Source organism: Roseovarius sp. (assembly GCF_040219995.1).
In the GTDB taxonomy this organism is placed as follows: domain Bacteria; phylum Pseudomonadota; class Alphaproteobacteria; order Rhodobacterales; family Rhodobacteraceae; genus Roseovarius.
In genome coordinates, this window is the sequence record NZ_JAVJUC010000008.1 from 36385 (window position 1) to 51200 (window position 14816).

Sequence of the window (14816 nt, forward strand, 5' to 3'; positions counted from 1 at the left end):
CATGTGGTCGCATTTGTAGGCTAGGGGCCCCTTAAAGTTCAGTCATCAACCAGCTGTTCACGGTACTTCCGATAGGGAGCCTGTCGAGAGTCGAAGCTGGGCGATACAATAGTCAGCCCACAGGAACAGCCAGATGGAAACGAACGCGGCCACGCCCGCAAGCACCCACAATACATTTTGAAGACCTGAAAGCCTCACACCGCTCCGCCCGAAATTGATTCTATGTTTCTGCGAGTCTACATCCTCTAGCTACTGTAGGTTCAAGCGCGATTGTCATCGATCGGCCAACAATCACCGATCTGTGAAACTCAGGTGAAGCTTGTGATGCGCACTGCATAAAGCTACACCCACTGTAGGTAATGTGGAGAGCCTGAAATGTTGACGATTGGGACGCTTGCGAAGAAGACCGGAACGAAAGTGCAGACCATCCGATATTACGAGCAGATCGGGCTCATGCCTGAGCCCGGCAGGACCGAGGGGGGCCAACGCCGCTATGGCAATGCCGAACTCGACCGTCTTTCGTTCGTGCGGCACGCACGGCAACTGGGGTTCTCGCTGGATGCGATCCGCGAACTGCTTGATCTCAGCGATCATCCAGGAAAGTCCTGCGCAGAGGCGGATGCAATTGCCCGTCGACAGCTTAAGCAAGTGGAGCAACGACTGGCTCGGCTAGAGGCGCTGCGCACGGAATTGAAGCGGATGGTGCATGAGTGCAGCGGCGGACAGACTTCTGATTGCCGTGTGCTCGAGGTGCTGCGCGACCATTCCGAATGCCTGACAGAGCATGAGGACATTGGCGCCTGAGCTATTTTGACCACCTTTGATCGGAACACAAAAAGCCCGGTGTTAGTTACTCATTGGCAATTCACTGAAATGGGACACCCGGCATGGCGGAGCAGAAGAACGCATCGGAAAGACGCACACTCTGGATCGTGCTGGGTCTCAACATCGGGCTGGCAATCGCTTTCTTCGCCTCGGGCGCATTCGGCGATTCAAGCGCGCTTATCGCCAATGGGCTCGACAATCTGTCGGATAGTTTTGTCTATGCAATCAGCCTCTTTGCACTGTCTCGTTCCGCCACATGGAAGCGCGGAGCGGCTAATGTTTCGGGCGGCCTGCTGATCCTCTTCGCCCTTGGCATCCTTTATGACGCCTGGCGCCGCTACGTTGGCGGATCGGATCCTATTGGCACTATCATGATCATCATGGCGCTGGTAGCGGCGGCGATCAACGCACTTTGCGTCTGGTTGTTGGCGCGGCTTCGCGATCCAGACGTGAACATCCGAGCGGCGAATACATTCAGCTGGAACGACTTCGCGGCCAATCTCGGAATCGTCGCCGCAGGAGGGCTCGTGGCCTGGCTCGGTACGAACTGGCCGGACCTTGTGGTGGGCGTGATTGTCGCCGGTATCGCGGCATGGGGTGGCGTCGGAATCCTGAAAGACGCGCATGGTGAACACCACAAGGCAAAGCACAATGACGACCAGGTGACCAAGGACATGACCTGAAATTGGGGCTTGAAGCTACAGTGACTGTAGCAACTACATTGTCTTGTGAACGATTCGAGGAGATATTCCGTGAACCCCGCCGACCCTCATTTGGCCAAAACCCGGCTGCTGGATTTTGACGCGCCTTCAATAGCAAAACTGATCGAAGAGCGCGGCTGGGCAGAACTTCACCGTTACAACCGAATTGGGGCCATCTACGATTTCGTCCGAAACGAGATTGCCTTCGGCTACAACCGCGCCGACGACATTCCTGCCTCTGCGGTACTGGCGGATGGTTACGGGCAGTGCAACACGAAAGGTACGCTTCTCATGGCACTGTTGCGCAGCTTGGGCATTCCCTGCCGACTGCACGGTTTCACCATCCACAAGGCGCTTCAGCGCGGCGTGGTGCCCGAATTGGTCTACCCCCTCGCACCGTCCGAAATCCTTCATTCATGGGTCGAAGTCGAAACCGATGAGGGATGGATCAATCTGGAAGGCTTCATTCTGGACGCGCGCTTCTTGCAGACGCTTCAGAAGGAGTTCAGCGACACAGAAAGCCTTTGCGGCTACGGGGCCGGAACGGATTGCCTGAGCGCGCCACCAGTCAGTTGGAGCGGCGGCAGCACTTACATTCAGAAAACAGGTATCATTAATGATTTCGGAACCTTCGATGCACCCGACGACTTTTATGTGAAATATCGCCAGAGCTTCGGATTCGCGCGTGACCTTCTCTATCGCCATGTCGTTCGGCAATGGATGAATGCACGGGTGCGTGCGATTCGCCGGGGAGTTTTGCCACGGGTTCCGGGTCTCAGTCGGCCCAATCATAGCCACGAGGAGAAAAATCGTGCCGCATGATCACGGCCACGCCCACATCGATCCTGAATCTGGTGATCAACGGGTCGCCATCGCCATCTGGGCCAACGGCCTTCTGACCGTCGCGCAGATCATTGGCGGCATCCTTTCCGGCAGCCTGGCGCTGATCGCGGATGCCCTGCATAATTTCTCGGACATGGCGTCACTGGTGATCGCGTTCGTTGCACGCAGAATCGCTAGACGACCCGCCGATGAACGCATGACCTTCGGCTATGGGCGAGTCGAAATCGTTGCAGCCCTCATCAACTACACGACCCTGATTCTGATTGGTTTCTACCTGATCTATGAGGGTGGCATGCGGATGATCGACCCGCCCGAGGTCGCTGGTTGGACGGTGGTGATCCTGGGCGGTGTGGCACTGGTCGTCGACACGTTGACGGCGCTACTTACCTATTCGATGCAGAAAGGCAGTGTGAACATCCGAGCGCTTTTTCTGCACAACCTGTCGGACGCTTTGGCCTCCGTGGCGGTTATCATTGGCGGCTCGCTCATCCTCCTCTATCACATGCAGTGGGTCGACCCGGCGATCACAATCGGCATCGCTCTCTACATCCTCTACCTCGCCTTTACAGAGATCGGCGGTCCGATTCGGACGCTGATGCTCGGCAGTCCACCGGACATCGACAACGAAGCCGTCGTTGATGCGATGCGGAATGTCGATGGTGTCGCGGACGTTCACCACGTGCATTTGTGGCAGATGCAGGAGCACAAGGCGGCGCTGGACTGCCACGTGGTGCTGACAGCTGACGGCTGGGGTGAAATCGAAAAGATCAAGGCAGCTATCAAGGACCGACTGAAGGAGGACTTCAACATTGGCCATTCCAGTCTTGAGTTCGAGCACGAAAACCGTGCACACGAAAACGCCGACCTCTACGGTCACGGCAAGCCGGAAGAAGAGGAGAATCATGTTCACCGGGATCATGACAGGTCATGACGACCTGATCGGCGTCGCCTGCGAGTGCAAGCTCAGCGAAAGCGACCTGAAACGAATGCAAGGCCTGCTTCAAGAGCGCCTGCAAGAGACAAGCGAGCCTGGCCTTGGTCCTCGAACTCACGAGGTTCGAAGCCTTCAAGGTTTCGTCTGCTTTTGAGCCGGTCCAGAACTGCTGAGAGCCCGAATGCACCCTATCCGCGACACAGATTTAGGCAGAACCGATTTAAGGGCAATTCGAGACTCATATGACGATCCAGATGGGCACCATTGAGGGTGAATGTGACAAGGGCGAAGTGAACGGCACGGCTTACGCGTTCTCGGTCATCCTGAGGATCGTGGCCTGACTCGACTGAGTCCGGCTGCGACCTGGTTTTTGTGGGCGACTGAAGGGGTGGGCAGGTAACGCAGCCCGGCTTCAACGGCCCAGCGATCCGATCGTGTCGAGAACCGGACAGTCGGGGACGTCGGCGCCGGAGCACCTGCCGGCTGTCTCGGCGAGAACCGATTCAATGCGCCTTAGGTCTGCGATCTTCGCATGCACATCAGCAAGGTGACGCTCTGTCCGTTCCTTGACCTCGGCGCAAGTCGGCGCGGCTCCGTCCTCCAGCCCCAAAAGCCCGCGAATGTCTTCCATGGAGAACCCGAGTTCCCGGGCACGCAGGATAAAACGCAGGCGTGTGGCGTGTGCGGCGGAATAGATGCGGTAGCCGGCGTCCGTGCGGGGTGGGTCGGGCAGAAGGCCGATTTTCTCGTAATAGCGGATCGTCTCGATGTTGCAGCCAGTCGCCCGGGCCAGATCTCCGCGTGTTAAGCCGCTCTCGCGTTCGTGATCGGACATGCGATTTTTCCTCTTGAGCCTGTAGTTGCTACAGACCCTACACCTCTCGTCAACCACAAGCGAGAGGTGCGCTACATGGCGCTGACAGACGACAGAACGGACAGCACGGGCGCGGATCGCCCGGCCCGAAAGGGCTGGCTCGCGGCGGGCGGTGTGGTGGGCGCCTTTCTCGCCTCGGCCTGCTGCGTGGGGCCGCTGGTGCTGCTGACCCTCGGCATCTCGGGGGCCTGGATCGGCAACCTGACGGCGCTGGAGCCTTACAAGCCGATCTTCGCCGTGATCGCGCTCGGCTTCGTCGGTGCCGGCTTCCGGCAAGTGTATTTCCGCAAGCCGACCGTCAGCGAAACCGGTTCCTACTGCGCTAGGCCAGCATCGGCGCGCATCACCAAGACCGCGCTCTGGGCCTACCTCATCCTCGTTGTCGCAGCACTCACCATCGACTGGTGGGCCCCGCTTCTCTACTGACCCCGAAAGGATATCCCCATGAAGAAGATCCTTGCCCTCGTCCTGTTCGGCCTGACCGCCGTCGCGCCCATCATTTCCATCCCAGCCGCTGCGCAGACCGTCGCCGCCGAGCAGACCGTCACCTTCGCGGTCGACAACATGACCTGCGCGCTCTGCCCAGTGACGGTGAAGCGCGCGATGGAAGGCGTCGAGGGCGTGCGCGCCGTCGAGATCGACTTCGAGGCCCGCACGGCCACGGTGATCTTCGACACCGCCGCGACGAGCGCCGACGCCATAGCGACCGCGTGGGCCAATGCAGGCTACCCGGCGCGCATCACGGGCTGACGGGATGACCGAGCAGTCCGACCGCAAGCTGATCGCGACAGGGATCGTAGGCACCGTCATCGCGGCGCTCTGCTGCTTCACGCCGGTGCTCGTGGTGCTTCTGGGCGCCATGGGCCTGTCGGTCTGGCTGGGTTGGCTCGACTACGTTCTGCTGCCCGCGCTCGCGTTTTTCGTCGCACTGACCGTGTACGCGGTCTGGAGACGGCAGCGGCGACTGAACACTCGAACGGATGGATGATGTGATGAAAGACGATTGCTGCGCGCCCAAGGGCAACTTCGACCTTGCCGTGATCGGCGCCGGATCGGCCGGCTTCTCGGCCGCGATCACCGCCGCGGAAGGAGGAAAGCGCGTCGCGCTCATCGGGCATGGCACCATCGGCGGCACCTGCGTGAACGTGGGTTGCGTACCCTCCAAGACGATGATCCGCTCAGCCGAGGCAGTGCACGGCGCGCGGGCGGCATCCCGGTTTCCTGGCCTCGTCGGCAAAGCGAAGGTCGCCGACTGGACCGCTCTCGTCGCGGCCAAGGACGATCTGGTCGCGACGCTGCGCCAGAAGAAGTACGCCGACCTGTTGCCGGGCTACGATGGCGTGACCTATATCGACGAGGGTCCGGCGCGGCTCGTCCCCGGCGGGGTCGAGGTCGGCGGGCGCAGGATCATGGTTCCCAAGGTCATTGTCGCCACCGGCAGCCGACCCGCCGCGCCCGGTATCCCCGGTATCCCGGACGTCCCAACGCTCGACAGCACATCGGTTCTGGAGCTGGACCGGTTGCCCGAAAGCCTGATCTTCCTCGGCGGCGGCTATATCGGCGTGGAGCTGGCACAGATGATGGCGCGGATGGGCACGCGGGTTACCATCGTCTGCCGCTCGCGCCTGTTGCCGCGCACCGAGCCGGAGGTGGCGCAGGCGCTCACCAAGGTCTTGCGCGCCGAGAGTGTCACGGTTCTTGACGGCGCAACCTATCACGCCGCGCGGCGCGACGGGGACCGTGCGGTGCTGACCGTGACGGTGAATGGCGCGGAGCGTGAACTGACGGCCGACCGCCTCGTCCTGACGACAGGACGCGCGCCCAACACCGAGGGGCTGGGCCTAGCCGAAATTGGCGTCGAGACCGACGCACGCGGTGCGATCCGGGTTGGCGTCGACATGCAGACCACGAAGCCCGGCATCTTTTCAGCGGGTGACGTCACGGATCGCGACCAGTTCGTCTACATGGCCGCCTACGGCGCGAAGATTGCCGCCCGCAACGCCGTGTTGGGCGGGGCGGAGCGCTACGACAACGCCGCGATGCCCTGGGTGGTGTTCACCGATCCGCAGGTCGCCGGCGTCGGCCTGACCGAACGCCACGCGCGAGCGGCGGGTCATGACGTCAAGACCAGCGTACTGACCCTCGACAACGTGCCCCGCGCGCGCGCAGCCCGCGACACGCGCGGGCTGATCAAGCTGGTCGCAGATGCGAAGACCGATCACCTGCTGGGCGGCGTGATCATGGCACCGGACGGGGCCGACTGCGTCCAGACTCTCGTCATGGCGTTGTCGTTCGGCATGACGACCAAGGCGCTCGGCGAGACGATCTTCCCCTATCTCACCACGGTCGAGGGATTGAAGCTCGCCGCGCAATCCTTCGACAAGGATGTCGCGAAGCTGTCGTGTTGCGCGGGGTGAGACCGATTTGCGTTGTGGGACTCGATCGTGGACGTTGGCCCCGGACCGTGAATGGACATTGAATAAACCCGGAAATATATATCTGACAAGCGGAAATTCGCTTCACTCATTACTGTGGTGTTTCTTGCGGTGTTCGCCGCGAGCACGGTCGTGCATGTGGTGAGTGCGAACGCGATGGCGTTGGACATGGCGACGTCTGCAGATGGCGCAATGTCGATGCCCGATTGCTAGGGCTGACCTGAGGGCGGCGACAGCGACGCGACTGCAAGTTGCGACCTGATTTGCACGGCACCGTTCTTCGCCATGGTAAAAGGGATGGCTGCTGCGCAATTTGCAATAGCCATTCCGATGCAGGAATGGCCTCTTGGCATGACGTTCCCGCGCGGGCTACAAGCGCCTCCAGACCCTTTCCCACCTCGAACCCTCATCTGATCCGACGGTTGGCAGGCACCAAAGGGGCGCGCTGCTGACTGTCTGCCCGCGACTGATGCGCTGACTGACGCATCGAGACGCGCAGTTCTCGCGCCAATGGCGCACCCAACGGCAAGATTCAGATGAGACAGACACATGAAATCGACATTCACACCGGCGCTGTCGCGCCGCGGCTTTCTGGCCGGTAGCGCCGCTGCCGGTGCAGCAGTTTCCCTGCGTTCCGCCTGGGCGGACACTCCAAAACCCTTCACCCTGCGCGCCGCGCCGGGACGGGCACGCCTTGTTCCCGAGCCCTGGGGCGAGACTGACATCTGGTGCTATGGCGGCGCTGTTCCGGGCTCCGAGATCCGGGTGCGGCAGGGTGACCGGCTGCGCATCGCGGTCGAGAATGCGCTGGACGAGGACACAACCGTGCACTGGCACGGGCTGCGGGTGCCCAATGCCATGGACGGCGTACCGCATCTGACCCAGGCCCCGATCGCGCCGGGCGAGACCTTTACCTACGCGTTCGACGCGGTCGATGCAGGCACATTCTGGTATCACCCCCATCAGCGCAGCTTCGAGCAGGTCGGGCGCGGGCTCTACGGTGCGTTGATCATCGAAGAGGCAAACCCGCCGCGCGTGGACCGCGAGATGGTCTGGGTTATGGACGACTGGCGGCTGACCCAGAAGGCCGGGATTGCCGAAGACTTCGGCGGGTTCCACGATATGAGCCACGGCGGACGACTGGGGAATACTGTCACGATCAATGGCCGCGTGCCGGATGCTGTGCCGGTGCGGGCGGGCGAACGGATTCGGCTGCGTCTGATCAACGCGGCCAACGCCCGCATCTTCGCGCTGGATTTCGGCAACCTCGAGCCGCAGGTTATCGCGCTCGACGGCCAGCCGGTCACGCCGCATGCGCCACAAGACGCGCGCGGATGGGTGGTGATAGGTCCCGCGATGCGGGTCGATCTGATGATCGACATGACGGGCGCGCCCGGTGAGACGCTGACAGTCACCGACCGGTTCTATTCGGACGGAAATTTCGAAGTGGTCGATCTGGCCTATTCGGAGACGCCCCTGCGTGATGCGCCGCCCGAATGGGACATGGCGCTCGCCCCCAACCCGCTGCCCGAACCCGACGTCAGCCGTGCCCACCGTCACGACGTGACCTTTACCGGTGGCATGATGGGCGGGATGGTCGAGCGCGAGATGGGCCTTTCCGGTAGTGGTGGCATGATGGGCGGCGGGATGATGAGCCGGATGCACGACGGCGGCATCTGGTTCGTCAACGGCGTGGCGGCCGAAGGGCATATCCTCGACCCGATGCTGGTACTGGAACGCGATATCTCTCACGTCATCGCCATGACCAACGCCACCGCGTTCCACCACCCGATCCACCTGCACGGCCATTCCTTCCGTGTGATCAGCCGCAACGGGACGCCCACGGCGCATCGTAAGTGGCAGGACACGGTTTTGATGGCCCCGCGTGAACGTGTCGAGATCGCGTTCGTCGCCGACAATCCGGGCGACTGGATGTTCCATTGCCACATCCTCGAGCATCAGGCGGGCGGGATGATGGGTGTGATCCGTGTGGCGTGAGGTGAAAGCAATGCTGAATGTAAGCTCAGAAAACACACGGACGTTCAGCCGGCGCGGCGTCCTTGCCATACTTGGCGGTGTGGCCGCCGCCGGGCTGTTACCAACGCCGCGGGCCTGGGCCGGAAGCACGTCACACTCTGTTCTGGCGTTCGACGGTGATGCGCTTGTCGTGGCTGGCGCGCAGGTGTGGCGGTTTGATCCGTCCGGCGATGTAACCCCTCTGTCTTCACCGCGCAGCCCGATCCGGGCGCTGACCTGTCACCCAGACCGGCCGGGGCGGCTTTTCGCGGCGCTGGAGGGCGGCGGGCTGGACCGGTCCGACGATGGGGGCCGAACATGGGCTGCGGCCTCAGGCGATTTGCCACTGGCGCAGGTCACCGCGCTCGCCATAGCGGCTGGCGCGCCCGACACGATCTATGCGGCGCTTGCGGGCGACGGGCTGTGGCGCTGCGAGGATGCGGGGACCAACTGGTCGTTCGTCATGGATCGCCCCTGGCTTGCCGAGGCCGAGCGCGAGGTGCTCGCGCTTGCTTCGGTCAATCTCGCCAGCGGTATGGGCGGTATCTGGATATACGCCGGGACCGATCAGGGCGTTACCCGAGTGCCCGACTGTTTCTGCCGCTGGCAGGACGTGGTGGCGGGTGACGCGATGGATGCGCTGGTCGCGGGAACGTCGCCCGCGCTGGAAGCCCCGTTGCCTGAAGGCGAGCCCGTCAGCGCGCTGGTCTCGACTCATGGCGCGCCGGAACGGCTCTACGCCGCCCTGCCTTCAGGACTTTGGGCCTCCGCAGATGGCGGCGCAGCCTGGGAGAACAGGGCCAACATGCACGCACAGGCGCTTGCCGTTGATCCGGCAGACCCCAACCACATCGCCGCCGTCTCCGCTACCAAACTGCAACACAGCCGGGACGGGGGCACCACTTGGGTGACCCTCGCGGCCATCTGAGAAAGGAACACCGACCATGAAAAAGATACTTGTCATCACGCTGGGGATCACCGGTGCCGCTGTGGCCGCCTACGTCGCGGCCGATCGCGATACCCGTCCGACCCTTGTCGCGTCCGTGGCTGCACAAAGTGCCGAGCCGGTGACAATCTGGCGCGATCCCGGCTGCGGCTGCTGCGACGCCTATGCCGAATATCTGCGTGCCGAAGGCTTTGCGGTCAATGTGATCGACGACCGGGATTTCGACCAAAGATCTGTCGAGATGGGCGTGCCCGAGCGGGGTATCGGCTGTCACCTCGCCATGATCGACGGCTATGTCGTCAGCGGTCTCGTCCCGTCTGAAATCATCGAACGGCTACTGGAGGAACGCCCCGACATCACCGGCATCACCCTCCCGGGTATGCCCGATAACGCGCCAGGGATGGCCCCCGCAACAACCGGCGCCCTGCGTACCTATGCCTTAGGTGTTCAATCCCACGGTTTGATGGTGTGATCCTTTCGCAGGAATGGAAGGAAGCACTATGGGCCAAGTTCGTCACGGGAGCGCCACGACCACGCACGCCATCAGAGCTGCAATACAGCGATCGCAGGCTTCGCTCTCGGAGTTGAGCCGGGTTTTGGGGACCAATCCGAAGACGGTTGCGAAATGGCGCAAGCGCCAGACGGTTGAGGACCCGAAGACCGGCCCGAGAACTCCGCGCTCTACCGTTCTCACTGAGCAAAAGCAGGCCATGATCGTTGCCTTCCGGCGGCACACACTGCTTCCGCTGGATGACTGTCTTTATGCCCTTCAGCCTTCGATCCCGAGTTTAACGCGGTCTTCTCTACATCGTTGTCTGCAGCGGCATGGCATCTCGCGCCTGCCGGACGTGGCCGGTGACAAGCCCAAGCGGCAGAAGTTCAAGCGCTACCCGATCGGCTTCTTACACATCAACATCGCTGAGGTGCAAACAGCCGAGGGCAAGCTTTATCTCTTCGTCGGCATTGACCGCACAAGCAAGTTCGCGGTGACCCAACTCGTCGAGAAGACCGACAGGCGCACCGCATGGGAGTTTCTTCAGCACATGCTTGAGGCCGTGCCCTACCAGGTCCACACGATCCTGACCGACAACGGCATTCAGTTCGCGGAGCAGCCGCGCAAAAGGAATACAGCCTATTCGCGGCCGATGCGCTTTGACATGATCTGTGAGGCCAACGGGATCGAGCACGGGTTGACCAACCCCAACCATCCTTGGACCAACGGTCAGGTCGAGCGGATGAATCGGACGATCAAGAACGCGACTGTCAAGCGTTTCCACTACGACAGTCACGATCAACTGCGCACACACCTCACAGACTTCATGGCAGCCTACAATTTCGCCCAGCGTCTCAAGACCCTCGGTGACCTGACGCCAAACGAATACATCTGCAAGGTCTGGACCTCAGAGCCGGATCGTTTCATCCTCGACTCGATCCACCAAATGCCTGGACTGAACGCCTAATAAGCAAACAAGAACTAATAAGAGTGAACTGTTTTTCAAAGGATGGAAACGTTGACAGAACGGTTTCCATGATACATTTAACTTATTATGAGGAGCGAACTCACCATTTCCAGATTGCGTCAGATGATGCTTGGTATCATCTGTGTGCTTGCATTGGCTACAGTTCCGCCGTCTGCGCTACATGCTCAGATGGGCGGACATGGCGGGTCCATTGGCATTGAGCATACCGCCGAAACAATGTCTAAATTAGGCGGTATTGGCCACGAGCATTCCGTTGCAACTCATTGTGATGAACGCGGAGGTGTTTCCAACGCGGATGACGACCATGGCGGCATTCAATGCTGCAGCGGCATATGTTTCTCGGGTGTTCTTGATGAAAGCGACGTGATCCGATCGCGCGACAAACCAAACGCGCGTTACACGGCTATCGACCGCCTGATCATATCGTTTGATCCGGACAGCCCACAACGCCCACCACGAGTCTGACTTAGTCGCCGATCCGTAATGCGGATCATCTGAGTGTGCCTGTATTGCATGCTCGAATTGATCAATAAGTCAGGTCCAAAATAATGAAAATTCATATCTCTATGGGCGCTTCTGCGCTCCTGCTTGGGGCGTGCGCCTCTGAGCCCACGCCGCTTCCGAGCGTTGCCAGCCAACAGGATACGGTCAATGGCGCCATCTCGTCTCCATTGTCTTACAGCAATCCTCTGACCGGGTACACGTATCGCGGCCCGACAGGGCCCCGCGACTGGCGCAAGGTCAACGAAGAGCAATCGGAGGCAAACTGATGGTTATGTCGAAACTTTCACTCGCGCTCGGCCTCCCGCTGACGCTGGCGGCCTGCGCTACGGCTGTTCCAGAGTCCTACAGAGATCAGAAGGCCGGGTTTGCGAACGTATCAAGCCAGACCGCGGCAACGATCGGCAAGAGAACGGCCTTCGCTCAGACCCAAGCCGAGAACGCGGAGCTGAAAAAGCAAGTTCACGCAATGGTCCACCAACGGACGATTTCTGCAGACACCGCCGTCCAAGTCGCGCTCTTGAACAACAAGGGGTTGCAAGCCTCTTACGCTAATGTCGGGCTTTCGGCGGCAGACGCATGGCAAGAAGCTACGCCTGAAAACCCGATCGTGGCGATCGGGGTGCTGGGTATAGGCGCTGCGGAGTTGGGTGCCTACCGAGCAATCGAGGGGTTGTTTCGCACGAACATCCTCGATGCGCAAACGCGCCAGCAGCGAGTTGCGCTTGCCGACGTCAACTTCCGTGCAGCACAAATGAACGCGGTGAACGATACTCTTGCGCTTGCCAACCAAACCCGAACAGCGTGGATCAACGCCGTGGCCGCGTTCGAGACCGTTTCGTATCTTAAACGTGCAAAAGCCACTTCCGACGCCGGGTCAGAACTTGCGGCCCGGCTGGGCGAGACCGGCGCGCTGAACAAGGCCGGTCAGGCGCGGGAACAAGCGTTCAATGCCGAGCTGGCTGGACAGCTGGCACAGGCCCGACTGAATGCGACCCAAGCCAAGGAGGATCTGACGCGGTTAATGGGGCTGTGGGGCACCGAAGTGAACTACTACGTGCCTGATGCTTTGCCGACACTGCCGCGGTCGGTCGGGCCTATTACCAACCTCGAAGCAAAGGCGTTGCGCAACCGGTTCGATCTCAGGGTCGCAAAACTCGGGCTTGAAGCGCAGGCGGCGGCGTTCGGACTGACCGATCAAACACGACTGGTAACCGATCTCGAGTTCATCGCAGGCTTCGAAGCCGAACGGGAGAGAGAAAACGGAAACCTTGAAACCGAAACGACCCCGCAGATTGAACTAGAGTTCGCCATACCAATCTATGACACTGGCAAAGCGAGGATGCGCAAGGCCGAATTGATGTATCTTCAGGCGGCAAATGTCCTCGCCGAACGCGCGGTCAACGTAAGGTCCGAGGCACGTGCTGCCGAGACCGCCTATCACGCATCCTACAAGATTGCGCGTCACTATCGCGACGTTCTGGTGCCGCTGCGCAAGACCATCGAGGAAGAGGGCCTGCTGTCCTATAACGGCATGATTACCAACACATTCGAGTTGCTTACGGATGTGCGCGAAAAGCTTGGTTCCTCACTCGAGGCGGCCAATGCCAAGCGCGACTTCTACCTGGCTCAGGCGAACCTGACAGCGGCAATCTATGGCGGTGGCGCAGGCAGACTGGGCGAGGGAGAGGGCGTATCACTAGCCGCCGGTGGCGGCGCAGGACACTGAAAGGAATATGACATGATCAATCGACGTCAATTACTCGGGGCCGGCGCCGCAGGAGCGGCGCTCGTCTCCTCTCAAGCTTGGGGCAAGACCACCAACATGGGTCTGCCAGAAGCGGCCCAGATGGATAGTGCCAAGACAGCGATCACTCCGCGGCCCTCGTCCGGACCGGAATACAATCCCGTCGTGACGCTCAACGGCTGGACGCTCCCGCACCGCATGAATGGCGGGGTCAAGGAGTTCCATCTCGTTGCCGAGCCTGTCGAGCGTGAATTGGCCGATGGCATGGTCGCGCATCTGTGGGGTTACAACGGCCAATCCACCGGTCCGACCATCGAGGCGGTCGAAGGCGACCGAGTACGCATTTACGTGACCAACAAGCTGCCGGAAGCGACGACGATCCACTGGCACGGTATGATCCTGCCTTCCGGCATGGACGGCGTGAGCGGTCTGAGTCACCCCGGTATCCCACCAGGAAAGACCTTCATCTACGAGTTCGACTTGGTGAAGTCCGGCACGTTCATGTACCATCCTCACGGCGATGAAATGGTCCAGATGGCCATGGGCATGATGGGGATGTTTGTTGTTCATCCAAAGGATCCTTCGTTCATGCCGGTTGACCGTGATTTCCTGATCATGCTCAACGCCTTCGACATAGATCCGGGCACCTATGTGCCACGGATCATGACGATGACAGATTTCAATCTATGGACCTGGAACAGCCGCATCTTCCCCGACATCGACCCGCTGGTTGTCAACAAAGGGGACCGGGTGCGGGTGCGCGTCGGCAACTTGACGATGACCAATCACCCTATTCACATGCACGGCTATGACTTCAAGGTCACCTGCACAGATGGTGGCTGGGTGCCGCCCGAAGCTCAATGGCCGGAGGTCAGCATCGACATACCCGTTGGCGCCATGCGCGCATACGAGTTCACAGCCGATCATCTGGGCGACTGGGCGATCCATTGTCACAAGTCTCATCATACCATGAACGCAATGGGCCACGATGTGCCGACCTTCATCGGTGTGAACAAGAAACCACTGACCCAGAAAATCCGTCAGTTTCAGCCGGAGTACATGCCGATGGGAACGAGCGGCATGGGGGAAATGGCAAAAATGGAAATGCCGCTACCTGACAATACCATCCCGATGATGACGGGTTGGGGGCCGTATGGACCCATCGAGATGGGCGGCATGTTTTCGGTCGTAAAGGTGCGAGACGGCATCGACCCGGACGATTATTCCGATCCCGGCTGGTACGAGAACCCCCCGGGCGAGATGGCCTACGAATGGACCGGCGAGTTGCCTGAATTCGCCTCCAACAACAGCCCCAGGACCATTCTCACACCGAAACCAACCTCGAAGGGCTGAGCAGCCCTTCGTCATCTCCAACCAAACCAACCTACAGGAAAATGAAATGAGAAATCTTCTTCTGACGACAAGCTTCGCAATCGCGCTTTCCGCACCGGCCTATGCTGCAGGCACGCACGGCGGTGGACATGATGAAAACCAGTCTACCGAACAGGCAAAA

17 protein-coding genes are annotated in these 14816 nt (G+C 60.6%); 16 read left to right on the forward strand and 1 reads right to left on the reverse strand.

All coding sequences use genetic code 11. The features are described 5' to 3' along the window. The first annotated feature begins 375 nt into the window (after positions 1-375). The 5 genes from RID11_RS01365 (at position 376) to RID11_RS01385 (ending at position 3457) form a co-directional block, all read left to right on the forward strand. A complete protein-coding gene (locus RID11_RS01365; protein ID WP_009820106.1) occupies positions 376-804 on the forward strand; it encodes a MerR family transcriptional regulator in 429 nt (142 codons plus the stop codon). Between the two features lie 83 nt (positions 805-887). Next, positions 888-1508 (forward strand): cation efflux transmembrane domain-containing protein, encoded by a 621-nt coding sequence (locus RID11_RS01370; protein WP_092838943.1) that lies wholly within the window; start codon positions 888-890, stop codon positions 1506-1508. A gap of 69 nt (positions 1509-1577) precedes the next feature. Next, positions 1578-2348, forward strand: coding sequence for a transglutaminase-like domain-containing protein (locus RID11_RS01375; protein WP_350135294.1), 771 nt, complete (start codon positions 1578-1580; stop codon positions 2346-2348). After that, on the forward strand, positions 2338-3300 hold the full coding sequence (locus tag RID11_RS01380; protein ID WP_350135296.1) for a cation diffusion facilitator family transporter: 963 nt from the start codon (positions 2338-2340) through the stop codon (positions 3298-3300). Before RID11_RS01375 ends, RID11_RS01380 begins: the two co-directional genes overlap by 11 nt. Then, on the forward strand, positions 3272-3457 hold the full coding sequence (locus RID11_RS01385; RefSeq protein WP_350135298.1) for a hypothetical protein: 186 nt from the start codon (positions 3272-3274) through the stop codon (positions 3455-3457). The genes RID11_RS01380 and RID11_RS01385 overlap by 29 nt, the downstream gene beginning before the upstream one ends. A 258-nt stretch (positions 3458-3715) precedes the next feature. On the opposite strand, the gene RID11_RS01390 is transcribed toward RID11_RS01385, so the two are convergent. After that, a complete protein-coding gene (locus RID11_RS01390; RefSeq protein ID WP_350135300.1) occupies positions 3716-4138 on the reverse strand; it encodes a MerR family transcriptional regulator in 423 nt (140 codons plus the stop codon). A gap of 75 nt (positions 4139-4213) precedes the next feature. Here RID11_RS01390 and RID11_RS01395 point away from each other — a divergent pair, with 75 nt between their 5' ends. From RID11_RS01395 to RID11_RS01445, 11 genes are all read left to right on the forward strand, one after another. Further along, positions 4214-4603 (forward strand): mercuric transporter MerT family protein, encoded by a 390-nt coding sequence (locus tag RID11_RS01395; protein WP_350135302.1) that lies wholly within the window; start codon positions 4214-4216, stop codon positions 4601-4603. Between the two features lie 18 nt (positions 4604-4621). Beyond that, positions 4622-4927, forward strand: a complete 306-nt coding sequence (locus RID11_RS01400; protein WP_350135304.1) for a heavy-metal-associated domain-containing protein — start codon at positions 4622-4624, stop codon at positions 4925-4927. A 4-nt stretch (positions 4928-4931) separates the two neighbouring features. Further along, positions 4932-5165, forward strand: coding sequence for a mercury resistance system transport protein MerF (gene merF / locus RID11_RS01405; RefSeq protein WP_350135306.1), 234 nt, complete (start codon positions 4932-4934; stop codon positions 5163-5165). Positions 5166-5169: 4 nt separating this feature from the next. Further along, a complete protein-coding gene (merA, locus tag RID11_RS01410) occupies positions 5170-6594 on the forward strand; it encodes a mercury(II) reductase (RefSeq protein WP_350135308.1) in 1425 nt (474 codons plus the stop codon). 567 nt (positions 6595-7161) lie between these two features. Beyond that, positions 7162-8610: a multicopper oxidase family protein gene (locus tag RID11_RS01415; protein ID WP_350135310.1), complete on the forward strand. Its 1449-nt coding sequence runs from the start codon at positions 7162-7164 to the stop codon at positions 8608-8610. 10 nt (positions 8611-8620) lie between these two features. Then, on the forward strand, positions 8621-9556 hold the full coding sequence (locus RID11_RS01420; RefSeq protein WP_350135312.1) for a WD40/YVTN/BNR-like repeat-containing protein: 936 nt from the start codon (positions 8621-8623) through the stop codon (positions 9554-9556). A gap of 16 nt (positions 9557-9572) precedes the next feature. Next, positions 9573-10046, forward strand: a complete 474-nt coding sequence (locus tag RID11_RS01425; RefSeq protein WP_350135314.1) for a DUF411 domain-containing protein — start codon at positions 9573-9575, stop codon at positions 10044-10046. 28 nt (positions 10047-10074) lie between these two features. Next, complete coding sequence (locus tag RID11_RS01430; RefSeq protein WP_350135316.1) at positions 10075-11034, forward strand: IS481 family transposase; 960 nt, start codon at positions 10075-10077, stop codon at positions 11032-11034. A gap of 87 nt (positions 11035-11121) precedes the next feature. Then, positions 11122-11520: a hypothetical protein gene (locus tag RID11_RS01435; RefSeq protein WP_350135318.1), complete on the forward strand. Its 399-nt coding sequence runs from the start codon at positions 11122-11124 to the stop codon at positions 11518-11520. Between the two features lie 304 nt (positions 11521-11824). Then, on the forward strand, positions 11825-13285 hold the full coding sequence (locus RID11_RS01440) for a TolC family protein (RefSeq protein WP_064260126.1): 1461 nt from the start codon (positions 11825-11827) through the stop codon (positions 13283-13285). 12 nt (positions 13286-13297) lie between these two features. Beyond that, positions 13298-14656: a multicopper oxidase family protein gene (locus RID11_RS01445; RefSeq protein WP_350135320.1), complete on the forward strand. Its 1359-nt coding sequence runs from the start codon at positions 13298-13300 to the stop codon at positions 14654-14656. Positions 14657-14816: the final 160 nt, after the last annotated feature.

Excerpts from the sequence above, each read along its gene's own strand:
- RID11_RS01420 (WP_350135312.1), top strand. The coding sequence starts at position 8,621 with ATGCTGAATGTAAGCTCAGAAAACACACGGACGTTCAGCCGGCGCGGC.
- RID11_RS01370 (WP_092838943.1), top strand. The coding sequence starts at position 888 with ATGGCGGAGCAGAAGAACGCATCGGAAAGACGCACACTCTGGATCGTG.
- RID11_RS01365 (WP_009820106.1), top strand. The coding sequence starts at position 376 with ATGTTGACGATTGGGACGCTTGCGAAGAAGACCGGAACGAAAGTGCAG.
- merF (WP_350135306.1), top strand. The coding sequence starts at position 4,932 with ATGACCGAGCAGTCCGACCGCAAGCTGATCGCGACAGGGATCGTAGGC.
- merA (WP_350135308.1), top strand. The coding sequence starts at position 5,170 with ATGAAAGACGATTGCTGCGCGCCCAAGGGCAACTTCGACCTTGCCGTG.
- RID11_RS01390 (WP_350135300.1), bottom strand. The coding sequence starts at position 4,138 with ATGTCCGATCACGAACGCGAGAGCGGCTTAACACGCGGAGATCTGGCC.
- RID11_RS01445 (WP_350135320.1), top strand. The coding sequence starts at position 13,298 with ATGATCAATCGACGTCAATTACTCGGGGCCGGCGCCGCAGGAGCGGCG.
- RID11_RS01400 (WP_350135304.1), top strand. The coding sequence starts at position 4,622 with ATGAAGAAGATCCTTGCCCTCGTCCTGTTCGGCCTGACCGCCGTCGCG.
- RID11_RS01385 (WP_350135298.1), top strand. The coding sequence starts at position 3,272 with ATGTTCACCGGGATCATGACAGGTCATGACGACCTGATCGGCGTCGCC.
- RID11_RS01430 (WP_350135316.1), top strand. The coding sequence starts at position 10,075 with ATGGGCCAAGTTCGTCACGGGAGCGCCACGACCACGCACGCCATCAGA.
- RID11_RS01415 (WP_350135310.1), top strand. The coding sequence starts at position 7,162 with ATGAAATCGACATTCACACCGGCGCTGTCGCGCCGCGGCTTTCTGGCC.
- RID11_RS01425 (WP_350135314.1), top strand. The coding sequence starts at position 9,573 with ATGAAAAAGATACTTGTCATCACGCTGGGGATCACCGGTGCCGCTGTG.
- RID11_RS01395 (WP_350135302.1), top strand. The coding sequence starts at position 4,214 with ATGGCGCTGACAGACGACAGAACGGACAGCACGGGCGCGGATCGCCCG.
- RID11_RS01440 (WP_064260126.1), top strand. The coding sequence starts at position 11,825 with ATGGTTATGTCGAAACTTTCACTCGCGCTCGGCCTCCCGCTGACGCTG.
- RID11_RS01435 (WP_350135318.1), top strand. The coding sequence starts at position 11,122 with ATGAGGAGCGAACTCACCATTTCCAGATTGCGTCAGATGATGCTTGGT.